At 67.8% G+C, this 19,604-nt stretch carries 19 protein-coding genes; 13 read left to right on the forward strand and 6 right to left on the reverse strand.

What is annotated here, in order from left to right:
* The 8 genes from DDE10_RS05970 to DDE10_RS06000 all read left to right on the forward strand — a co-directional run bounded on the left by DDE10_RS05970 (window position 1) and on the right by DDE10_RS06000 (window position 4,261).
* Window positions 1-996 carry a DUF2891 domain-containing protein gene (locus DDE10_RS05970; RefSeq protein ID WP_114951840.1) on the forward strand — a complete coding sequence of 332 codons (996 nt, stop codon included), beginning with the start codon at window positions 1-3 and terminating at the stop codon, window positions 994-996.
* Between the two features lie 274 nt (window positions 997-1,270).
* Complete coding sequence (locus DDE10_RS23980; protein ID WP_349356531.1) at window positions 1,271-1,804, forward strand: hypothetical protein; 534 nt, start codon at window positions 1,271-1,273, stop codon at window positions 1,802-1,804.
* A gap of 52 nt (window positions 1,805-1,856) precedes the next feature.
* Window positions 1,857-2,090, forward strand: a complete 234-nt coding sequence (locus DDE10_RS05980; protein ID WP_114951841.1) for a hypothetical protein — start codon at window positions 1,857-1,859, stop codon at window positions 2,088-2,090.
* 312 nt (window positions 2,091-2,402) lie between these two features.
* Window positions 2,403-2,573: a hypothetical protein gene (locus tag DDE10_RS23345; RefSeq protein WP_162806373.1), complete on the forward strand. Its 171-nt coding sequence runs from the start codon at window positions 2,403-2,405 to the stop codon at window positions 2,571-2,573.
* A gap of 110 nt (window positions 2,574-2,683) precedes the next feature.
* Window positions 2,684-3,349: a PspA/IM30 family protein gene (locus DDE10_RS05985; protein WP_114951842.1), complete on the forward strand. Its 666-nt coding sequence runs from the start codon at window positions 2,684-2,686 to the stop codon at window positions 3,347-3,349.
* Window positions 3,346-3,648 (forward strand): hypothetical protein, encoded by a 303-nt coding sequence (locus DDE10_RS05990; RefSeq protein ID WP_114951843.1) that lies wholly within the window; start codon window positions 3,346-3,348, stop codon window positions 3,646-3,648. Before DDE10_RS05985 ends, DDE10_RS05990 begins: the two co-directional genes overlap by 4 nt.
* Window positions 3,645-3,989 carry a PspC domain-containing protein gene (locus DDE10_RS05995; protein ID WP_114951844.1) on the forward strand — a complete coding sequence of 115 codons (345 nt, stop codon included), beginning with the start codon at window positions 3,645-3,647 and terminating at the stop codon, window positions 3,987-3,989. The genes DDE10_RS05990 and DDE10_RS05995 overlap by 4 nt, the downstream gene beginning before the upstream one ends.
* A gap of 38 nt (window positions 3,990-4,027) precedes the next feature.
* Window positions 4,028-4,261, forward strand: coding sequence for a hypothetical protein (locus DDE10_RS06000; RefSeq protein ID WP_114951845.1), 234 nt, complete (start codon window positions 4,028-4,030; stop codon window positions 4,259-4,261).
* A gap of 98 nt (window positions 4,262-4,359) precedes the next feature.
* On the opposite strand, the gene DDE10_RS06005 is transcribed toward DDE10_RS06000, so the two are convergent.
* The 3 genes from DDE10_RS06005 to DDE10_RS06015 form a co-directional block, all read right to left on the reverse strand.
* The gene (locus DDE10_RS06005; protein WP_114951846.1) at window positions 4,360-7,314 is read right to left on the reverse strand and encodes a hypothetical protein; all 2,955 of its coding nucleotides are present in this window, start codon (window positions 7,312-7,314) and stop codon (window positions 4,360-4,362) included.
* The gene (locus DDE10_RS06010) at window positions 7,314-8,531 is read right to left on the reverse strand and encodes a cytochrome P450 (protein ID WP_114951847.1); all 1,218 of its coding nucleotides are present in this window, start codon (window positions 8,529-8,531) and stop codon (window positions 7,314-7,316) included. Before DDE10_RS06010 ends, DDE10_RS06005 begins: the two co-directional genes overlap by 1 nt.
* Before the next feature lie 296 nt (window positions 8,532-8,827).
* On the reverse strand, window positions 8,828-9,346 hold the full coding sequence (locus DDE10_RS06015; protein WP_114951848.1) for a SixA phosphatase family protein: 519 nt from the start codon (window positions 9,344-9,346) through the stop codon (window positions 8,828-8,830).
* A 109-nt stretch (window positions 9,347-9,455) separates the two neighbouring features.
* On the opposite strand from DDE10_RS06015, the gene DDE10_RS06020 reads away from it, so the two are divergent.
* The 3 genes from DDE10_RS06020 to DDE10_RS06030 are packed head-to-tail and all read left to right on the forward strand — an operon-like array spanning window position 9,456 to window position 13,204.
* Window positions 9,456-10,736, forward strand: a complete 1,281-nt coding sequence (locus DDE10_RS06020; protein ID WP_114951849.1) for a 3-methyl-2-oxobutanoate dehydrogenase (2-methylpropanoyl-transferring) subunit alpha — start codon at window positions 9,456-9,458, stop codon at window positions 10,734-10,736.
* The gene (locus tag DDE10_RS06025) at window positions 10,733-11,746 is read left to right on the forward strand and encodes an alpha-ketoacid dehydrogenase subunit beta (protein WP_432653709.1); all 1,014 of its coding nucleotides are present in this window, start codon (window positions 10,733-10,735) and stop codon (window positions 11,744-11,746) included. The genes DDE10_RS06020 and DDE10_RS06025 overlap by 4 nt, the downstream gene beginning before the upstream one ends.
* Window positions 11,747-11,752: 6 nt before the next feature.
* Window positions 11,753-13,204, forward strand: a complete 1,452-nt coding sequence (locus tag DDE10_RS06030; protein ID WP_114951850.1) for a dihydrolipoamide acetyltransferase family protein — start codon at window positions 11,753-11,755, stop codon at window positions 13,202-13,204.
* Window positions 13,205-13,238: 34 nt separating this feature from the next.
* Here DDE10_RS06030 and DDE10_RS06035 read toward each other — a convergent pair whose 3' ends face one another.
* The gene (locus tag DDE10_RS06035; RefSeq protein ID WP_114951851.1) at window positions 13,239-13,610 is read right to left on the reverse strand and encodes a hypothetical protein; all 372 of its coding nucleotides are present in this window, start codon (window positions 13,608-13,610) and stop codon (window positions 13,239-13,241) included.
* 191 nt (window positions 13,611-13,801) lie between these two features.
* Here DDE10_RS06035 and DDE10_RS06040 point away from each other — a divergent pair, with 191 nt between their 5' ends.
* Window positions 13,802-16,123: a transketolase gene (locus DDE10_RS06040; protein WP_114951852.1), complete on the forward strand. Its 2,322-nt coding sequence runs from the start codon at window positions 13,802-13,804 to the stop codon at window positions 16,121-16,123.
* 10 nt (window positions 16,124-16,133) lie between these two features.
* Here DDE10_RS06040 and DDE10_RS06045 read toward each other — a convergent pair whose 3' ends face one another.
* Entirely contained in the window at window positions 16,134-17,177 is a 1,044-nt protein-coding gene (locus DDE10_RS06045; RefSeq protein ID WP_162806375.1) for an AI-2E family transporter, read from the reverse strand.
* Between the two features lie 86 nt (window positions 17,178-17,263).
* On the opposite strand from DDE10_RS06045, the gene DDE10_RS06050 reads away from it, so the two are divergent.
* Entirely contained in the window at window positions 17,264-17,476 is a 213-nt protein-coding gene (locus tag DDE10_RS06050) for a hypothetical protein (protein ID WP_114951854.1), read from the forward strand.
* Between the two features lie 84 nt (window positions 17,477-17,560).
* Here DDE10_RS06050 and DDE10_RS06055 read toward each other — a convergent pair whose 3' ends face one another.
* Window positions 17,561-19,561, reverse strand: coding sequence for a transglycosylase domain-containing protein (locus DDE10_RS06055; RefSeq protein ID WP_284734472.1), 2,001 nt, complete (start codon window positions 19,559-19,561; stop codon window positions 17,561-17,563).
* Window positions 19,562-19,604 lie beyond the last annotated feature (43 nt).

Below are 19,604 nucleotides of genomic sequence, written 5' to 3' on the forward strand. Positions count from 1 at the left end.
ATGCCTCATCGGCTCACCGCCGACACCGCCGACCGCTTCGCCGAGATCGCACTCGGCCACGTCGCGCGGGAATATCCGCACAAGCTCGATCACGTCATGAGCGGGCCTGAGGACGTTTTGTCTCCGCGCGAGCTTCATCCGATCTTCTTCGGCAGTTTCGACTGGCACAGCTGTGTCCATGGCTATTGGCTCCTGCTGCGGACGCGGCGGCTCTTTCCGGGCCTGCCCTCGGCGAAGCGGGTCGAGGCCCTGCTCGACGCGATGCTGGTGCCGGACAAGGTGGCCGCCGAGCTCGCTTACCTGGACCGTGCCTATAGCGGCGGGTTCGAGCGTCCATATGGGTGGGCCTGGATGCTGGCGCTGCACCGGGAGGCCCAACACCATCCCGACGCTTGGGCTGCGCAGCTGGCGCCGCTGGCCGAAGTATTCGCCGAGCGCCTGCGGCTTTTTCTGCCGAAGCTCACTTATCCGATCCGGACGGGCACGCATTTCAACACCGCCTTCGCCTGTATTCTGGCGCTGGAATGGGCCGATCTGAACGATCCCGGACTGGCGGCGCTGATCCGTGAGCGGGCCCAGTTCTATTTTGGGGAGGATCGTGGTTGTCCGGGCTGGGAGCCCGGAGGGGACGACTTCCTGTCACCGGCGCTGACCGAAGCGCTGTTAATGCGGCGGGTACTCGGACGGGGTGCCTTTCGCGCTTGGCTCGATGGCTTTCTTCCCGAGCTCGGGACCGGCAGTCCCCGCTCCATCTTCATCCCGGCCTTCGTTTCCGATCGGTCGGACGGCAAGATCGCCCATCTCGATGGCGTCAATCTCAGCCGTGCCTGGTGCTGGCGCGGGCTCGCCGGCGCGCTCGACCCGGAGGTCGCGACGCTCGCCCTGCGGACAGCGGACGAGCATCTCGACGCCAGCCTCCCCAATGTCACCGGCGACTATATGGGCGAGCATTGGCTCGCCACCTTCGCCTTGCTCGCCCTGGCGCAAGGGGACTGATCGAGGCGAAGGCGATCACCAGCAGGAAGGCGGTAGCGGTCATAAAAATCGATTTCGCCGCTTCGGCGGCCGCCGGACGAAGGCGCCGGATTTGTCCAGCGCTGACTTGCCTCGTCTCGTTGTTCATGGTATGTTCCTATGGCTCTTTGACATGGTGAGGGACTGATTCCGTCGCGTCGGCTTGCGACGGGATGGCGTGAAGGCGTCGCGGCCCGTTAACCACGATTCTTCCGGTCCGGGCGCTCTCGAAAAACCACCGTGAAATCAGGATCTTGTGCCTAAGGGCGAAATCCAGGCGGCGGTCGCGATGCGTGGCCCGGCGGATCGCACGGAGCTTTTCCGCTGTCGCCATGGTTTACAAACCGTTACCGTTACCGAGTCGGAAATGGCGGGATTCCGCCAATGGTCCGCTTCTTGCTGGGATGGGTTCATGCTTGCTCGTATCGGCCGACTGTTCGTCATCAAGACCCGCTGGGAAGTCATCGCCGTCATTTATGCGCTGGCGCTCGGCTCGGTCGACCGCGGCCTTCACTATGTCGATAGTTTTCCTGGAGTCGGCGGCTGGCTGCTCTTCGCCGCCTGCACCGGCGTCGTCTTCATGGCCGGGGCGAAACTGTTCGACGCTGTCCGGGCGGAGACTACCGACCCGATCCATTCTGGCGGCCCTGCCGTCATGGCATTGCCCGCGTCGACGCGGGTCGGCGGGGCGAGACCGGTTGTCCGGCGCGGGAGCAGCTTTCTGCTTTCCCGTCCGCAGGGCAGCGATCGGGCAGAACCGGAGCCTCGACCGGATACGGCGATCGGTTGAGGTCGGGAACGGCGCGGCTCGCTGCGGGTTCTCGATCGAAAGGAGCCCAGCCATGTCCGATCAGTCGAAAGCCGAAAAGAGGACCGGAAGCCAGGGTGCCGGGCAGTCCGGCGGAGGCGCCTATCCCAACCCGCACACCGGCAAGCCGAGTTCCGGCAGGGACGGCTGGAACGGTCATGGCGGCCAGAGCGACATGGAATATCACGGCACCGGTCGGCTCGGCGCGAAGAAGACCGGCGAGAATGCCAATGCGCCGACCGGAAAAGCCGGCGCCGACGATCGCTGATTACCTGCGCATCCAATGAGGGCCTCGAACGGCTGAACGTCCCGGGCATGCGGCACGCCTTCGGCGCAGAAGATCGCGCGGCGGAATCTCGCGCTGTGCCGTCACCTTCGTAAACTTTCAACGCCCGTAGCGGGCTGATTCCGGCGCTCCCGCCAAGTAATGGGAAACTGCGCCAATCGGCGGCGACGCGACCTTGCTCCCATCAGCAGGCTGGTTGTCGAAAACCTCAGAAAACCGCCAGAAACGCGACTTGGCACGCCTCTTGAAACCGTGAGGGCACAAGCAATCACCAGGTTTCAAGGGAGCAGAACAATGGCCGACTTCACCAACTTCTACCGCAGCGCCACCGCAGCCGTCGGCGCGCTGATCGTCTCGGTCGCCTTCGTCAGCGCCGCGGTCGCGCCCGCCACGGTTGCCGGCCGCACGCCGGCGGCAACTTATGCGGCGGCGGAGGCGCCGGTCGAGGTCCCCGCCAAAGCCTGAGCTTCCCGAAGCGCGGGCTGCTTCCCCCGGAGCCCGCGCTTCCAACGGCGGCCGGGGACAGCCCACCCCAGAGCCCCGGCCGCCGCCAGATACTCGCATCGGAGCCAAGCATGAGCATCTTCTCCCGTACCCGCGACATCATCGCCGCCAACCTGCTCGACCTGGTCGAGCGCTCGGACGACCCGGCGAAGACGATCCGGGTCGTCATCCTCGAGATGGAGGAGACCCTGGTCGAGGTCCGCGCGTCCACGGCGCGCTCGATCGCCGATCAGAAGGAGAAGAGGCGCCAGGTCGCCCAGCTCACCGCGCTGCAGGACAATTGGACGGAGCGCGCCGAGCTGGCCTTGAGCAAGAGCCGCGAGGACCTCGCGCGCGCCGCCTTGATGGAGAAGGAGAAGCTCACAGCGCTCGCCGACACGCTGCGCGAAGAAATCGAGGCGATCGACGCGACGCTCCGGGCGTCGGAGGCAGACATCGCCAAGCTTCAGGCCAAGCTGCGCGAGGCGCGCCTGCGCCAGAGCATGATCTCCGCCCGGATCGAAAGCGCACAGAATCGCGCCCGGATGCGCGAGATGTATGCGGGCAGCCGGGTCGAGGACGCCTTCGCCAGCTTCGACTTGCTCGAGCGTGAGGCCGATCTCGCCGAAGGCCATGCCGAGGCGCTCGCCCTGGCGGCCCCGAAGACCCTCGAGGAGGAGATCGCCGAGCTGAAGGTCGCGGAACGGGTCGATGCCGAACTGGCCGCGCTGAAGGCGGCGATGAAGGAGGCCGCATGACGCTCCAGATTGACGGCGTCGACATGATCGGCGCGATCGAGATCGCGGCCTGGGTTGGAAGCATCGTAGCGATGCTGATCGTGGGACTGGTCGTCTACCTGATGGTCCGTCCGCCCCGCCGGGCGCGCGAGCGGCCGATGCGGGAACCCGAGCCGCAGGACGTCGAAGAGATGATGCGGCTGCTCGATCGGATCGAGCAGCGGCTCGAGGTGCTCGAACGCGCCGTCGAGACCGAGCCAGCCGGTGACAGGACATTGGAGAAAGCGGGCGAAAGCCGCGAAGCAAGGAGGCTGAAATGAGGGTGCGTCGCAAGAAGTTCGAGCTGGACCGCGATCAGGGCAAGCTGCTGGGCGTCTGTGCCGGCCTTGCAAACCATACAGGAGTCGATGTCACGATCATCCGCATTGCGCTGGTGCTGGTGACGTTGATGGGCGCCTTTCCGTGGACGCTCGTCGCTTATGGAGCGGCTGCCTTCGTCGCCCATCGGCAGGCGGCGCCGCGGTCCCGCTACGACCGGATCGCCCTTTCGGACGAGGGGCGTGAGCGCAGCCGGGCGCTGGAGCTCAGGATGCAGGCGATCGAGACCCACGCGGCCAGCGCCAACAGCCGTCTTGCTCGCGAGATCGAGGCCCTGCGCTGACGCGAAGCGACCGAAAATTCGGAGAATGGGAGGATAAGATGAATGAGTTGACGATGACCATCGCGCTGGCGAGCTTCGGCCTGGTCGCGCTGTCCATCCCGGTGCTCGCCGCTCTCAAGGGCTGGCAGGGTTGGCTCGAGATCAAGCGCATCGAACTTTCCAGCCAGCAGCGCCGCGAGCCGCCGAGCCCGGCGATGGAGCGGATCGAGATTGCCGACCTCAAGGAACGCGTCCGCAAGCTGGAATCGATCGCAGCCTGCATTGATCCTTGAGGACTCCGTCTTCGGACGTTCGCAACGTCCGGATCCGCCCAGCGGCTTGACACTGCCCCTCCCTCCTCGCGGGAGGGGCTTTTGTTTGCGCGCTTCGGTCAGAGTCCGCCGAGGAAGGCGAGCAGGGTGCGGCTCGGCATGAAGAAATAGCCGCCGCCAAGGGTCCGGACGAATTTGGGCAGCGGCTTCAAGCGCACCGGACCGTCCTGGCTCGGCACCATATAGCCGCTGGCGCCGTCGCCGTGGCTGTTGAGCGGATCCTGCTCGCCCACCAGGCCGTGAAAGGCGGGGCTGACCAGCCAGGTCTGCTGGATGAACTCGAACTGTCGCTCGATGTCGCCGTTGAGGCACATGAACAGCAGGCCCGGTTTCTCTCCCGGCCTTGGCGCGTAGAGCCGACCGAGGCGATAGATGCGGTGGCGATTGGAGATGCCGACCTGCTCCAACGAGCCCGGCTTCAGCGAATCGCGCGGATTGGCGCGCCTGATGTGTGCGCCGAACGGACAGCGCAGCGCCTGCGGGTCTTCGACGCCATAGAGGAAATCGTTGTCGCCGCGCGGATTGCGCGCGGTCGCGGCGGGAATGGCGGCCTGATCCGCGGGATTGGTCGGCGGCCGCGCCGTCCGCGAGGTGGCTTCCGCGGCCAGCGGCTGCGCCTCCGCGCTGGGCTTCTCGGCCGCTTTCTCTTTCGCCCTTTTCTCGATCTCCTTCGGCAGCGGATAATAAGGGTTGCGGACGAGTGAGGAGCCGTCGCGCCAGCGGCCGATCAGCTTGGCGGCGATGAAGTCGGGCCGGACGTCATAGGGGGGCGGCAGCCGTGTCTGGAGCCGCCGCGATTCGGACCAGCAATAGTCCCAGAACCCCTTCACGTCCTGCTCGAGCTGCCGGATGACGAGGAAGGTGCCGTTGCGGCCGATCGCTCGGGGCGATTCGACGACGCTGTTGCCGAAGCTGCGGCTCCTGTCGGCGACGGGGAGAAGATTGTCCGGATCCGCGAGCGGCGACAGCTCGGGCTCGGGCGGGAAGTTGCCGCGATTATCGGGATAGCCGATCAGGAACTCGCCGGGCTCGACCAGGTGGATGGGATCGTTGTTGCGATAGCTCTGGTAACTGCCGCGGATGATCGGTTGGGAGACGCCATCGACGAAGCCGAACGGCTCTACCGCGGGCTTTTCGACGCGGGCGAGCGGGATTCGGTGCGGCTCACCCATGCCGGCGCGCGCCGCATGGGCCGTGATCACCGCTTCCAGCCGAGCGATCGCCTGCTCCGTCCGTCCGTAGGCGAGCAGCGCCAGATCGTGGCGGGCGTCGCCCCATGACCAGGTGTCCGGATCATTATCTCCGAGATCGCCGAGGATGCGGGCACGGTCGGGATGGCTCATCCCCTCGAGGAATGCGGCGGGAAAACCGCTGACGCACTCGTCGGGGAGGCCGAGCCTGCGCAGGGCGCCGGCGGCGAGGGCGACGGTCAGCACCGCCTGGCGGCGGAGCTTGCGGCCGTCGCCGAACGCGATCTGCGGGTGGATGGCGGCCATGAATGCCCGGGCCGATGCCGGATCGTCCGGCAAGCGGTAGAGAAGGCAGGCGCCATGGGGCATGAAGCCGAGGCCGCCGAAGACCAGGCTCTGTATATCGAAGCTCTCCAGCTTCGCGTCCGGCCGGGAGGCCGATCCGAAGAGGGCCAGCCACCGCGCCGCTTCGTCATTGGTGAGCGCCGCGGCCAAGCCGCGACGCAAAGTGGCGTTGCAACGGACATGGTCGGTCGTCTGAGCCGGATAGGCGCTGTACCAGAACAGCGTCGGAACCATGCTCGCGCGGGCGTAGCGCTTGAAGCGCTCGCCGTCGGTGGCGCCGTCCTGGAACAGGTTGCGCGCCCTTGGGAAGCCGATCGAATTCGACCAGACCGCGGTCAGCCCGGCATGGGCGCGGGTGATGAAATCCTCCAGATAGCTTTCCCAGCTGCCGCCGAAATTGGAGAAGAAGATCAGCTTTCGGGTCCCGGGCACGGTGATCCAGCGCGCAGCGTGGATGGTCGAGATCCCGCCCAGGAATCCCGGTTGGTAGACCTTGGTGGCGAGTTGGCCGATCAGCCAGAAGACGAGGCGGATGGTCAGCCAGCGAACCGGCCCCGGCTTCCGCACCGTCACCGAGATCATATGGTTCTGGGCGCAATGATTCTCCCGGGAGACGATCTCCCTCAGCGTGGCCGCTTCGGCTGCCCGGCCGTCGGTCCAGTCGCTCTCCTCCAGCCGGCGAAGCTTGAGGTAGAGAAATGCGAGACCGAGGAGGGTGGCGGCCACAAGGATGCCGAGCGCGCACAGCGCGGCGCCGAGCGCTTCGCCGATCTCGCCCTCGATCAACAGCGCGATCAGGAAGGCCGCCGCAATCAGGATGCCCAGGGGCCACAAAAAGGTGCGCACGAAGGGCCCCGCGAAGAGGCCGATGCCGGAGAGGATCGAGATGGAGCGCTCGTCGCGGCCCGGCGGCGGCGGCGGCTCGAGCGCCCAGCGATGAGCCGGGTCGGCCGCGACGTCACGACGGACTGCCGCCAGCCGGTCGATCGGCCGCTGGCCGGCGACGCCGCTGTCGATCCGCGCGGCAACGAAGGCGGCGAGCGCCGCTTCGGCGCGAATGCGTCCCACCGTCATGGCCGGCGTTCCGGCAAAGGCGAGACCGGGATTGTCGAGCAGCCCGGATCCGATTCCGATCCGATGGGCACGCAGATAGGCCAGCAGACCGACATTGTTCCGCCAGTCTCTTGCCCTCGCGAAGATCGGCTCCAGCCGGGGACCGATGGCCGACACGATCCGCTCGATCGCCCGGTCCTCGTTCCCGTCGGCCGTGAATTCGAGGATCAGGTGAGCCTCTTCATCCTCCCCTGCCGCGATCGCGCTGAGGCTCATGAAATGGGTGCCTGCACCGTCGTCGTCGGTACGGTCCAGCGCTTCCCGGACCTCCGGTGCCGCCGGGTTGCCGAGCGCGGCGATCTGCAGGCGAAGTGCGGCAACGTCGCTATCCTTGACCGCGGCGACGATGGTGATCAGCGAATCCATCAGGCGCTTCCTTCCCTCAGCGTCACGTCGAGATGGCCGGGAAAGGGACCGGCCCAGCGGACTGAGCCGATCCGGGCGAGACCGCGCGACACGAGCGCCCCGACGAGCAGCGGGATCTGGAAACGATTGACCGCCCTGCCCGAACAGGGGTGAAGGCCGCCGCCGAAATGCAGGTAGGCGGCGCGATCGCGGTCTGGCCGCAGCCGGGTTGGACCTGGAAAGACGGCGGGATCGAGCATCGCCGCTTCGGTCCAGGCGATCACGCGCTCGCCTTGCCCGATCGTGCGCCCGCTCAGGCTGGTGCCGGCCGTCGCCTCGCGCAGCAGGATCGGATTATGCGGCCACTTGCGCAGGGCTTCGAGGCACCAGCCGTAGAGGCGATCCTGGTCGGCGAGGTCGGCCTGCATGCGATATTGCATCCCGGGCTCTCGTCCGATCACGGTGAGGATCTTCGCCACGCAGGTGGCCGTGGTGTCGATGCTGCCGACCATCATGCCGCCGAGTGCGCGGCGGATCGCGTCGTCGTCGAGAAGGCCCTGCCGGATCAGTTGCCCCATCAGGTCGTCGCCCGGGGCCGCATTAGCCCGCCGCCGCGCAATCTCCTCGGCCAGCCACGCCTGCATGAGCCTGCCCGCCTCGATGCCGCGTTGCTTCGCGGCCTCGTCGCCGCCGAGATTGAGGAAGGTGTGGGCGAAGATCGATCGGGCTACTTCCATGAATATGAGGTCGTCCGGACCGTTGATCCCGAATAGGCCTTGCGCCGTCCGCGCCGCAATCGGTCGGGCATAGGCCTCGACTGCGTCGATCGTGCCCCCGGCCGGGACAGCGGCGAGACGGGCCGCCGCGTCCGCCGCCGCGCCTTCGCGCAGGCGCGAGAGGTCGACCGCCGCCAGGGCCTTGTAGAGCGCCCTCCGCTCGCGCTCGAGCGCGGCCGATCGGTCCATGCCGAGGATGAAGGGACCGCCATTGACCTCCTCGATCTTGCCCACATTCACCGCAGCAATGCCGAAGTCGAGGTCGCGCCCAAGCAGCTCGCGGACATGGGCGTGGCGGATGGCGATGACCCGCTTGCCGAGACGCACCGGTCTTGAAGGGGCGAAGCGGGCGGCGATCCGCGCGGCAAGGCCGGGAAGGGTGGGACCGGCCAGCAGCCGGGCAAGGAGGCCCGGCGGCCTTGCCGGTGTGGCAATCGAACTCGGAACCCCGCCTTTGCTCATCGGACGGCTCCAGATACTGGACTCGAACCGTTGCCCTCGAGAGTCAAGGTGACCTATTCGTCCAGATGAGTCCAGTTAATCCGGCAGCGCTTCCGAGTGTGGAGAAAGGCGCGGTCCGAACTCGTCAAGTCGAGGCCCGGGATCAGCCGGCGAATTCTTGGAAAGTCACGTCTTTTCCGATCATTGGAATCATTGCCCGCATAGCGGTCTCGCGCCGGCCGTCATCGTGGAGGAGGCGTCCATTGCCGGATCCTGAGGGAGAGTCCGGCTTCGTTCGGCCCACTCGGCAAGCGGGGCTAGCGCGGCGCGTCGGGAACGGTCGCCTCCGCGCCGATCCGCAGCCTCCGGGTCGCGCCGTCTGATCCGACGATCCACAGATCGCCGAAATCCTCGTGGACGAGAGGCCCCGGGCGCGCTCCGCCGAGCTGCTCGACGATGTCCGGGACGGTGTTGCTGTGGCCAACGATCAGCGCTGGTGTCGGCCCCGCGCGGACGCGCTCGACGAGCCCCGGCGTGTCCGCGGGATCGTAGACCAGAAGCTCCAGGCCAAGCCGGGTCGCGAGCGGCGCCGCCGTCTGGCGGGTCCGCTTGAAGTCGGTCACGTAGATGGCCCGAGGTGAAGGGCCGAAGCCCCAGTCGGAGAGCCGTTCCGCTTGGGCTGCGCCTTCAGCCGTCAGATCGGGATCTCGCTCACCCTCGGGCGTGTTCAGGTGGCGCACCACGTAGGTCGGGGAAGGCGCGGTTTGGGCGATTGTGGCGCAGCCGGCACCGAGTGTCAGCGCGGCGAAGGCGAGCAGGTTCAGCAGCGGCTTCATGGCCTTTCCTCTCAAGGCTTTCGGTCTCGACGGCGCCGCGTGGCAAGGGGGTGCATCGCCCGCGAAAATGGACTAACGCCGGCGCGAACCGCCAGAAACAGGGTAGAGAATGGCCGACAAGATCGAGCGCCGCAACCGGCCGGCGCTCTCCCTTCACGTTCCCGAGCCGGACGCCCGGCCGGGGGACGAGCCCGACTTCAGCCGAATCCAGATTCCCGCCGCCGGCAGCGTGCCGCGGCCGGACGTGACGGCGCAGCCCGCCGAGACCCATCCGCTCTGCTTCACGATGGTGCGGGTGCTCGACGACGAGGCCAATGCGGTCGGTCCCTGGGATCCCCGGCTCGACCCGGACACGCTGCGCCGGATGCTGCGCGACATGATGATGGTGCGGGCGTTCGACGATCGCATGTATCGGGCGCAGCGCCAGGGCAAGACCAGCTTTTACATGAAGTCGACGGGCGAGGAGGCGGTCGCCGTCGGCGCGGCCCATGCCCTCGACCGTGAGGACATGTGCTTCCCGACCTATCGCCAGCCGGGCTTGCTGGTCGTGCGCGACTATCCGCTCGTCGACATGATGTGCCAGATCTACTCCAATCGCGGCGACAAGCTCCAGGGCCGTCAGCTGCCGATCATGTATTCCGACCGGGCGCACGGCTTCTTCACCATCTCCGGCAATCTCGCCACCCAGCTGCCGCAGGCGGTGGGCTGGGCGATGGCCTCCGCGATCAAGGGCGACAGCCGCATCGCCGCGACTTGGGTGGGCGAGGGATCGAGCGCCGAAGGCGACTTCCACAGCGCCATGACCTTCTCCGGCGTCTATCGCGCGCCGGTGATCCTCAACCTCGTCAACAATCAGTGGGCGATCTCGAGCTTTGCCGGCATTGCCGGCGGTGAGCTCACCACCTTTGCGGCGCGGGCGGTCGGCTACGGCATTGCCGGCCTTCGCGTCGACGGGAACGATCCGCTCGCCGTCTATGCCGCGACCCTGTGGGCGGCGGACCGCGCCCGCTCCAATCTCGGGCCGACGCTGATCGAGCATTTCACCTACCGCAAGGAAGGCCATTCGACGAGCGACGACCCGGCCGCCTACCGCCCGCAGGGCGCCGGCGAGAAATGGCCGCTCGGCGACCCGATCCAGCGGCTGAAGCGGCACCTGATCAATCTCGGGGAGTGGAGCGACGAGCAGCACGAGTCCCTCCAGACCCAATTGTCGACCGAGGTCCGTGCCGCCCAGCGCGAGGCGGAGAAGCAGGGCGTGCTGGTCGCCTCGACCATCGACTTTCCGCACGACGTCAGGACCATGTTCGAGGACGTCTATGCCGAGATGCCGTGGCACCTGAAGGAGCAGCAGGCGCAGATGGCCGCCGAGCTGGAGACGAAGCGCAAATGACCGCGATGAACATGATCGAGGCGCTCAACTCGGCGCACGACGTGATGATGGCGCGCGACGACAATGTCGTCGTGATGGGCGAGGATGTCGGCTTTTTCGGCGGCGTGTTCCGCGTCACTGCCGGACTCCAGGACAAATATGGCCGCTCGCGCGTCTTCGACGCGCCGATTTCGGAGAACGGGATCATCGGCGTCGCCATCGGCATGGCGACCTATGGACTGCGGCCGGTCGCCGAGATCCAGTTCGCCGATTACATTTATCCCGGCTTCGACCAGGTCGTCTCGGAGGCGGCGCGGATCCGCTACCGGACGGCCGGGGAATGGTATGTACCGCTGACCATCCGCTCGCCTTATGGCGGCGGCATCTTCGGAGGACAGACCCACAGCCAGTCGCCCGAGGCCCTGTTCGCCCATGTCGCCGGCATCACGACCGTGATCCCGTCCAACCCCTATGATGCCAAGGGCCTGCTCATCTCCGCGATCGAGAGCGACGATCCGGTGGTCTTCTTCGAACCCAAGCGCATTTATAACGGCCCGTTCGACGGCTTCTTCGATCGACCGGTGACGCCCTGGTCGAAGGATCCCAGGGCCGAAGTGCCGGAAGGCTATTACACGGTTCCGATCGGCAAGGCCGCCATCGCCCGGGAAGGGCAGGCGCTCACCGTCCTCGCCTACGGGACCATGGTTCACGTCGCGATCGCGACCGCCGAGGCGAACGGAATCGATGCCGAGGTCATCGATCTGAGGACGATCGTCCCGGTCGACATCGAGACGATCGAGCAGTCCGTGCGGAAGACCGGCCGCTGCGTCGTCGTTCACGAAGCGACGCGCACGGCCGGCTTCGGCGCGGAGTTGAGCGCGCTCGTGCAGGAGCGCTGCTTCTATCATCTCGAGGCGCCGGTGCAGCGCGCCGCGGGCTGGGACACGCCTTATCCGCATTCGCTGGAATGGGCCTATTTCCCCGGCCCGATCCGGCTCGGCACCGCGTTCAAGAAGGCACTGGAGGACTGACCGGTCATGGCCCGCTACGAATTCAAGCTGCCCGACATCGGCGAGGGCATCGCCGAGGCCGAGATCGTCGCCTGGCACGTCAAGGTCGGCGACGAGATCGCCGAGGACCAGCCGATCGCGGACCTGATGACGGACAAGGCGACGGTCGAGATGGAATCGCCGGTGGCCGGGAAGGTGGTCGAGGTCGGCGGCACGGTCGGCGATCAGGTCGCCATCGGCAGCGTGCTCATGGTCGTCGAGACCGAAGGCGAGGCGGACGCGCAAGCGCCGGAGGAGCCGCTCGCCGATGGGCTCGCGGAAGTCCCCGATGCGCTCGAGGTGCCGACCACCGACATCGAGCCGGACGAGCGGCGGACCCAGGCCGATCGCCGTGGCGCCGAAGCGGACCGGCGGTCAGAGGAAAGGGGCGGCGAGGATCGCAGAGTCGGCGAATGGCGGGCGTCGGCGGAGCCGACGGACGAAGATCGGCGGCAAGGCGATCGCCGTTCGGGTGAGGAGCGCCGCGCCCAAGAGCGCGCTAGCCCGGACCGCCGGCAGGGCGAACGGCGCGCCGGAGACGTGCCGGCCGAAGGGGAGACGGCGGCCGCGGCGGAGCCGATGGCGCGGCCGCTGGCTTCGCCCGCCGTTCGCCAGCGCGCCCGCGATCTCGGCATCGATCTCGCCGCGGTCAAGTTTTCGGGCGACCGCATCCGTCACGCCGATCTCGACGCCTACCTGCTCTACCAGGGTGGCGGTATGGCGCGCGGCCCGGTGGGCCGGCGCACGGACGAGGACGTCAAGGTCGTCGGACTTCGCCGACGCATCGCCGAGAATCTGCAGGAGGCAAAGCGCCGCATCCCGCACTTCACCTATGTCGACGAGGTCGACGTCACCGCGCTGGAACAGACCCGGGCGATGATGAATGCCGACCGCGGCGACAACCCCAAGCTCACGATGCTGCCTTTCCTGATCACGGGGATGTGCCGCACGCTGACGGACTATCCCCAGATCAACGCGACGTTCGACGACGACGCAGGCATCATCCACCGTTCGGGCGCGGTCCACATGGGCATGGCGACCCAGACCGACAGCGGCCTCGCCGTGCCGGTCATCCGCCATGCCGAAAGCCTCGACGTCTGGGGTATCGCGCGCGAGATTCTCCGGCTGGCCGAGGCCACCCGCGCCGGCAAGGCGAGCCGTGAAGAGCTTTCCGGATCGACCATCACCATCTCGAGCCTTGGGCCGATGGGCGGGATCGTCTCGACGCCCGTCATCAATCGCCCCGAAGTGGCGATCATCGCCGTCAACAAGGTCAAGGAGATGCCGGTCGTCGTCGATGGCGAGCTCGAGATCCGCAAGATGATGAACCTGTCTCTGTCCTGCGACCATCGCGTCGTCGACGGCTGGGACGCGGCGAGCTTCATCCAGGACTTGAAGAAGCTGCTCGAGAACCCGCTGCGGCTGCTGTCGATGCGCTGAGGCTCATCCGCCTCCGTCCCGGTGGAACCCGATCTCAGAAGGGGAACAGCCGCCGCCGCCATTTGCCGCGCCGGCGGCCGGCCAGGTTCTCGATGAATCGCGCCAGCTTTCGATAGCTGATCTCGTCCTCGGCCCGGATCAGGAACGGGTCGCCGTCGCCCTCCGCGTGGACGGGCCAATTGCGTTCGAGCACGCGGATCGATCCGTCCGGAAACAGGCGCAGGCGCGGCGCCTTGCCGCGATGATCGAGCACGATCGACGTGTCCACGGTCGCGGTGCCGATCTGCGGCTTGTAGCCGCCGCGGACGAGCGCGTGCAGGCGCTCGAATCCGAGCGAGGCATTCCGATCGGCGACCGCTGGCGGGGGCGCTTCGTCGTCGTCCCAAAGCGGTCGCGCGCCGGCCATCTCAACCGCCTCCGGCCGCGGGACGGCGCTGCAGCGGCTTCCCGCCGAACGTGCGGCGGCTAAGGGCCAAATCTTTGAACACCGGTTTGCCGTCCTTCTCTGATGTAGCGGAGCAATACAGTCGGCAGGATGAGGCGGCAAGCGTCGCCCGCCAGGTTTCCGCTGCGTGCGAAGGACGCTAAGGCCCCGCCATGCTCAAGAAGACCCAATCGCCTGATCTCGAAGCCCTGCGCCTGGTCGAAGAGCGCCTGCGTTGGCTGTCCTCCTGGACGATCCATCATGCCAATCACCTGCGCGAGAGTCCCGACGGTCTGAAGGTAGGCGGCCATCAGGCCTCCTGCGCGTCGATGACGGCGATCATGGCGGCGCTCTATTTCCATGCGCTGGGGTCGAACGACAAGGTGGCGGTGAAGCCCCATGCGGGGCCCGTGCTCCACGCCATCCACTACCTGCTCGGCGGCCAGAGCCGCGAGCAGCTCGAGGCCTTCCGGGGCTTCGGCGGGGCGCAAAGCTATCCGAGCCGCACCAAGGACTGCATTCCGGTCGACTTCTCGACCGGATCGGTCGGCCTCGGCGTCGCCGTCACCGCCTTCGCCAGCCTGGTCCAGGACTATCTGCTCGCCCACGGCCTGATCGCGCCGGACCGGGTCGGCCGGATGGTGGCCCTGATGGGCGATGCCGAGCTCGACGAGGGCAATATCTACGAATGCCTGATCGAAGCGGCCAAGCACGATATCCGCAATTGCTGGTGGATCGTCGACTATAACCGCCAGTCGCTCGACGCGACCACCGCCGACCGGATGTTCGACCGCTTCGACGACATCTTCGAGACCTGCGGCTGGCGCGTCGTCACCCTCAAATATGGCAAGGCCCAGCAGGCCGCCTTCGAAGAGCCCGGCGGGGAGGCGATACGCGACTGGATCGACCGGACTCCCAATGCCGATTATGCGGCGCTGACCTATCTCGGCGGCGGCGCCTGGCGCGAGCGGTTGCTTCAGGATCTCGGCCACGGCGTGAAGCCGCTGCTCGACCGCCGCGACGACGAGATGCTGCAGGCGCTGATGACCAATCTCGGCGGCCACGACATCGCCTGCCTGGTCGAGGCGTTCGACGGGGCGCAGGACGATGTGCCCACCCTGTTCATCGCCTACACGATCAAGGGTTACGGACTGCCGTTCGCCGGCCATAAGGACAATCATTCCGGTCTGATGACGCCGACCCAGATCGCCGGATTTCGCGATGCCATGGGCATAAGCGAAGGCCAGGAATGGGAGAAATGGGCAGGCCTCGGCGGCAATGCCGCCGCAGCCGTGCAGGCGCTGGTCGAGCGCAGCCGCATCGCCCGTGAAAAGGCCGAGCGCGCCTGGAACGCGGCCGAGGTACCGGCAATTCCTGCCCCGACAGGCGAGGAGCAGTCCACCCAGGCCGCGTTCGGGCGCATCCTGCTCGACTTGTCCCGCAGCGGCAGCGCGCTCGCAAGCCGGATCGTCACGACGTCCCCTGACGTCACCGTCTCGACCAATCTCGGCGCCTGGGTGAACCAGCGCGGCCTGTTCCGCCGCGGCGAGCTCGCGGACGTCTTCGCCCAGGCTCGCATCCCGTCGGCGCAGAAATGGTCGGGGCACCAGGCGGGCCAGCATGTCGAGCTCGGCATCGCCGAGAACAACCTCTTCCTGATGCTGGCCGCCATGGGCCTCGCCGGGGACCTGTTCGGGGAGCGGCTCTTCCCGATCGGCACCGTCTACGACCCCTTCATCGCCCGCGGCCTCGATGCGCTCAACTATGCCTGCTACCAGGATGCACGCTTCCTGCTGGTGGCGACGCCCTCGGGCGTGACGCTCGGGCCGGAGGGCGGCGCCCACCAGTCGATCAACCCGCCGCTCATCGCGCTGGGCCAGCCGGGGCTGCGTCACTACGAGCCGGCTTATGCGGACGAGCTCGCCTTGTTCATCGAAGAGGCTTTCCGGCTGATCCAGGATCCGGCGGGGGAAAGCGTCTATCTGCGCCTCACCACCCGCACGATCCGCCAGGTCGAGCGCGAGGATGAGAGCTGGAAGGCCGACGCGCTCGCCGGTGGCTATTGGCTGCGTCCGCCCGCACCCGGTGCGGAGGCAGCTTTGGTCTATTCAGGGGCGATGGCCCCGGAGGCGTTTGCCGCTTGGGAAGCGCTCGCGGACGATCTCCCCGGGCTGGGGCTGCTCGCCGTCACCTCGCCGGACCTGCTCCATCGCGGCTGGAGCGACTCGCTCGCCGCCCGATGGGGCGGGCGCGCCCTGGCGCCTTCTCACGTCGAGCGACTGCTGGCGCCGCTGTCGCGGACCGCCGGGCTGGTGACCCTGATCGATGCCGCGCCGGCGTCATTGTCGTGGCTGGGCGGTGTCCTCGGTCACAAGGTGAGCCCGCTCGGCGTCGATCGCTTCGGCCAAACCGGCAATCTGCCCGCTCTCTACCGCACCTATCGTCTCGATGCCGATGCCGTCGTCGAGGCCTGCGCGGAGCTGTTCCTGCGCTAAGTCTTCCGACTCAAGCCTGCCCGTCGCCCGGGAGCTTCGTCGCGGTGTGCAGCGCTTCCTGGACGTAGAGACGCTTCACCATCACGTAGAGCACGACGGTCAGCGGCGCCGCCAGGATGAGACCGACGATGCCGAAGATCAGTCCGCCGGCGACTAGGGCGAAGAGCAAAAGGGCAGGGGGCAGATCCACTGCCCGCTGCTGCACCAGCGGCTCCAGGACATTGCCCTCGAACTGCTGGATCGCGAGGAAGAGCAACGCAGTCCAGATCGCGGCCTGCGGGCTTCCGGCGAAGGCGAGCAGGATCGCCGGCACCGCCGCGACGATCGGGCCGATGAAGGGCACGAATTCGAGCAGGGCGGCGAGCAGCGCCAGCGCCAGCGCCGAGGGCACGCCGATCAGCGCCAGCCCTATCCAGGTCAGCAGCCCGACGACCGTCATCGACACCAGCCGCCCGAGCAGCCATAGCCGCAGCGCCCGTCCGCTCGCTTCGATGGCGTCCGCGGCAAGCCCGCGGCCGCGTTCGGGGACCAGCTTGATCATCCCGACCCGGTAGAGATCGGGCTGCGAGGCGAGGTAGATTCCGCCGACGACGACGAGCAGGGTGTCGGCGATGCCGTTGCCGACGCTGACGGCGAGGCTGCCGACATTGGAGACGACGCCGCCGCCCGAGCCCAGGCTCGCGGTCCACTCCCGGACCGTATCTCCCAGTCCCCAGGCGTCCAGGCGCGCCTCCAGCGCGCTCCAGGCGGCGGGGACCTGCTCGCTCAGCGCTTCCGCCTGCAGGGCCGCCTGCGCGCCGAAGGTCCAGAAAGCGCCGACGACGATCCCGATGACGATCAGGACGGCGGCGGTGAGCGCCGCCCAATCTGGAAGGCCGAGGCGCCGCCGGATCGGCGCCGCGACGATGTTGAGGATTACGGAGACCAGCACAGATCCGAAGATCAAGAGGAACAGGCCGCGCAGGTTCCACAGCAGGAGAGCGATGCCGATGACGATGAGCGCGATGACGAGCCGCTCGATGAAAAACCGGTGGCCGTTGCGTTCGCTGCTCACTGCGTGCCTCCTTTGACTTGGTGGCCGGAACATTCGCGCCGCTGCGACGCTCTTGTGTCAACGCACATCCATGACGGGAGCAAGCAATGATTGGCAAGCTTATCGGTGCCGGGATCGGCCGTCGGGTCGCCGGCCGGAACGACGGTTTCAGGGGCGCTCTGTTCGGCGCCGCGGCGCCCTGGCTGCTGCGGCGCGCCTTCACCCCGCTCGGCCTCGCAGCGATGGGCGCCTACGGCGCCAAGAAGGTCTATGACCGGCGCCGCGCGCGGCGGGCGAGCGCTCCGCCGCCCGGGATCTGATCCGACGCCATTCGCTCCCATTGCGGAGCCTCTAAAAGCCCCCGATCCGCTGCAGCGGATCGGGGGCTTTCTTCTTCGGCGGCATCATTGCGCCGGCGGTGGCGGCGGTAGCTGGTCGCGCGGCAAGGTGGGCGGCGGCGGCGCCGTTTGTGGTCCAGGCGCCTGGTCGCCCGGCGCCGGCCGCGGCAAGGTCGGAAGCGTCCCGGCCGACGGTTCCGGCGTCGCCGGAGCCTGGTCGCTGTCCGGCTCCGTCGCCGTCGGCGCCCGGTCCGTCTGCGACAGCGGCACCGGAGCCGGACGCCGGACCGGCCGCGTCCCGAGCGCATCGGCCATGAAATCCCGCCAGATCCGCGCCGGCAGGCCGCCGCCGCTGGTGCCGGGCAGCGGCCGATTGTCGTCATTCCCGATCCAGACGCCGACGACGAGATCGCCGGCGAAGCCGATGAACCAGGCATCGCGATAGTCCGAGGTCGTGCCGGTCTTGCCGAATGCGGGGATGGAGAGCGCCGCGGCGCGGCCGGTGCCGCGATCGACGACCGCGTAGAAGACGTCGCGAAGCATCGGAAAGGCGCGGTCGCGGCTGAGATCGTCGGCCGCCGAGCCGCCGAACCAGCCGCGGCTCTGCTCGGGGAGACCATGCGGGCGGATCGGATAGCGGCCGGCGGCCACCGCCGCATAGGCCCCGGTGAGCTCGAGCAGGCTGACTCCATTGACGCCGAGCGCCAGGCTCGGCTCGGGACGCAGCGTGGAGGTGACGCCGAGGTCGCGAGCGGCGCGAATCACCGCATCGCGGCCGACCCGTTCCTGCACCTGCACCGCCACCGAGTTGCTCGACTGGGCGACTGCCTCGCGGACATTGATCCGGCCGCGATACTGGTCGCCATAATTGCGCGGCTCCCAGGCACCGAGCCGAATCGGAATGTCGTTGACCGGCGTCTCCGGCGTATAGCCGGCGCGGAAGGCGGCCAGATAGACGAACAGCTTGAAGGCCGATCCCGGCTGACGCCGGGCCTGGGTCGCGCGGTTGAAGGCGCTGCGCCGGTAATCCTTGCCGCCGACCATCGCGACGACCCGGCCGTCGAGCCGCATCGCGACCAGCGCCGCCTGGGCGCGGCCGAGACCGGCGCGGCGGACGGTGCGTACGGCGAGGCGCTGCAGGTCGCCTTCGAGTGTCGTCACCACCTGCCTCTCGCCATAGCTGCCTTCGGCAAGCCCGCTGGCCTGGGGAATGACCCAGTCGGCGAAATAGGTGCCGGTCGGCACGTCGTCGCCGCCGCCGCGCCGCAGCCGCGCCGGTCGCATCTCCTCCCGCTCCTCCTCGGTAATGAATCCGGCCTCGGCCATCTCGGCCAATACGAGGCGCGCGCGCTGCTGCGCGCCCTCGAGATTGCTGGTCGGGGCGAGGCGGGAGGGTGCGTTGACGATACCGGCGAGCATCGCCGACTGGGCCACGGTCAGCTCTTCCGGATCGGAGTCGAAATAGTGTCGGGCGGCGGCGCGCAGCCCGTAGACATTGTCGCCGAAATAGACATTCGACAGATAGCGGCTGAGGATGTCCTCCTTGCTCAGCCAGACCTCCAGCCAGAGCGCGATCAGCGCCTCCTGGAATTTACGCGCGGCGGTGCGGTCGGGACTGAGGAAGCTGGTCTTGGCCAGCTGCTGGCTGATCGTGCTTCCGCCTTCCCGAACACGCCCGGCCCGCAGGTTCCGGACCATGGCGCGGGCGATGCCCCAGGGATCGACGCCGATATGCATGTAGAAGCGGCGGTCCTCGATCGCGAGGAAGGCCTGGCCGACATGAGGCGGAAGCTGGGCGACGTCGACCGGCTCGCCGATGATCGCGCCACGGCGCGCGATCGGCTCGCCCTCTGCCGACAAGATGGTCAGCCCCGGCGCGCCGACCGGCTGGAGCGAACGCGAAAGCGGCGCGGTGAGGACGAGCCACAGGATGATCAGCGCCAGCAGGACGGCGACGATCTTGGCCGTTCGCTTGACCAGTCGCACGCGCGACAGGGGCGGCTGCGGCGGCGCGTCCGCTTCGGCCCCGGGGCCAGGCTTCAGATCGACGTCCACCCCTGCTCGCATCGCGCTCCCAACGAAGCGCCTAGCAGCATGTTTCAAGGCCGAT

The organism is Sphingosinicella terrae (genome assembly GCF_003347635.1).
Classification (GTDB): Bacteria; Pseudomonadota; Alphaproteobacteria; order Sphingomonadales; family Sphingomonadaceae; genus Allosphingosinicella; species Allosphingosinicella terrae.

Bases quoted from the DNA above. Each gene is read 5' to 3' on its own strand.
- DDE10_RS23345 (WP_162806373.1), top strand. From the start codon at position 2,403: ATGGCCGACTTCACCAACTTCTACCGCAGCGCCACCGCAGCCGTCGGC.
- DDE10_RS05990 (WP_114951843.1), top strand. From the start codon at position 3,346: ATGACGCTCCAGATTGACGGCGTCGACATGATCGGCGCGATCGAGATC.
- DDE10_RS06005 (WP_114951846.1), bottom strand. From the start codon at position 7,314: ATGGATTCGCTGATCACCATCGTCGCCGCGGTCAAGGATAGCGACGTT.
- DDE10_RS06040 (WP_114951852.1), top strand. From the start codon at position 13,802: ATGCTCAAGAAGACCCAATCGCCTGATCTCGAAGCCCTGCGCCTGGTC.
- DDE10_RS05985 (WP_114951842.1), top strand. From the start codon at position 2,684: ATGAGCATCTTCTCCCGTACCCGCGACATCATCGCCGCCAACCTGCTC.
- DDE10_RS06010 (WP_114951847.1), bottom strand. From the start codon at position 8,531: ATGAGCAAAGGCGGGGTTCCGAGTTCGATTGCCACACCGGCAAGGCCG.
- DDE10_RS05980 (WP_114951841.1), top strand. From the start codon at position 1,857: ATGTCCGATCAGTCGAAAGCCGAAAAGAGGACCGGAAGCCAGGGTGCC.
- DDE10_RS06025 (WP_432653709.1), top strand. From the start codon at position 10,733: ATGACCGCGATGAACATGATCGAGGCGCTCAACTCGGCGCACGACGTG.
- DDE10_RS06050 (WP_114951854.1), top strand. From the start codon at position 17,264: ATGATTGGCAAGCTTATCGGTGCCGGGATCGGCCGTCGGGTCGCCGGC.
- DDE10_RS06055 (WP_284734472.1), bottom strand. From the start codon at position 19,561: ATGCGAGCAGGGGTGGACGTCGATCTGAAGCCTGGCCCCGGGGCCGAA.
- DDE10_RS05995 (WP_114951844.1), top strand. From the start codon at position 3,645: ATGAGGGTGCGTCGCAAGAAGTTCGAGCTGGACCGCGATCAGGGCAAG.
- DDE10_RS06020 (WP_114951849.1), top strand. From the start codon at position 9,456: ATGGCCGACAAGATCGAGCGCCGCAACCGGCCGGCGCTCTCCCTTCAC.
- DDE10_RS06015 (WP_114951848.1), bottom strand. From the start codon at position 9,346: ATGAAGCCGCTGCTGAACCTGCTCGCCTTCGCCGCGCTGACACTCGGT.
- DDE10_RS06000 (WP_114951845.1), top strand. From the start codon at position 4,028: ATGAATGAGTTGACGATGACCATCGCGCTGGCGAGCTTCGGCCTGGTC.
- DDE10_RS06030 (WP_114951850.1), top strand. From the start codon at position 11,753: ATGGCCCGCTACGAATTCAAGCTGCCCGACATCGGCGAGGGCATCGCC.
- DDE10_RS06035 (WP_114951851.1), bottom strand. From the start codon at position 13,610: ATGGCCGGCGCGCGACCGCTTTGGGACGACGACGAAGCGCCCCCGCCA.
- DDE10_RS05970 (WP_114951840.1), top strand. From the start codon at position 1: ATGCCTCATCGGCTCACCGCCGACACCGCCGACCGCTTCGCCGAGATC.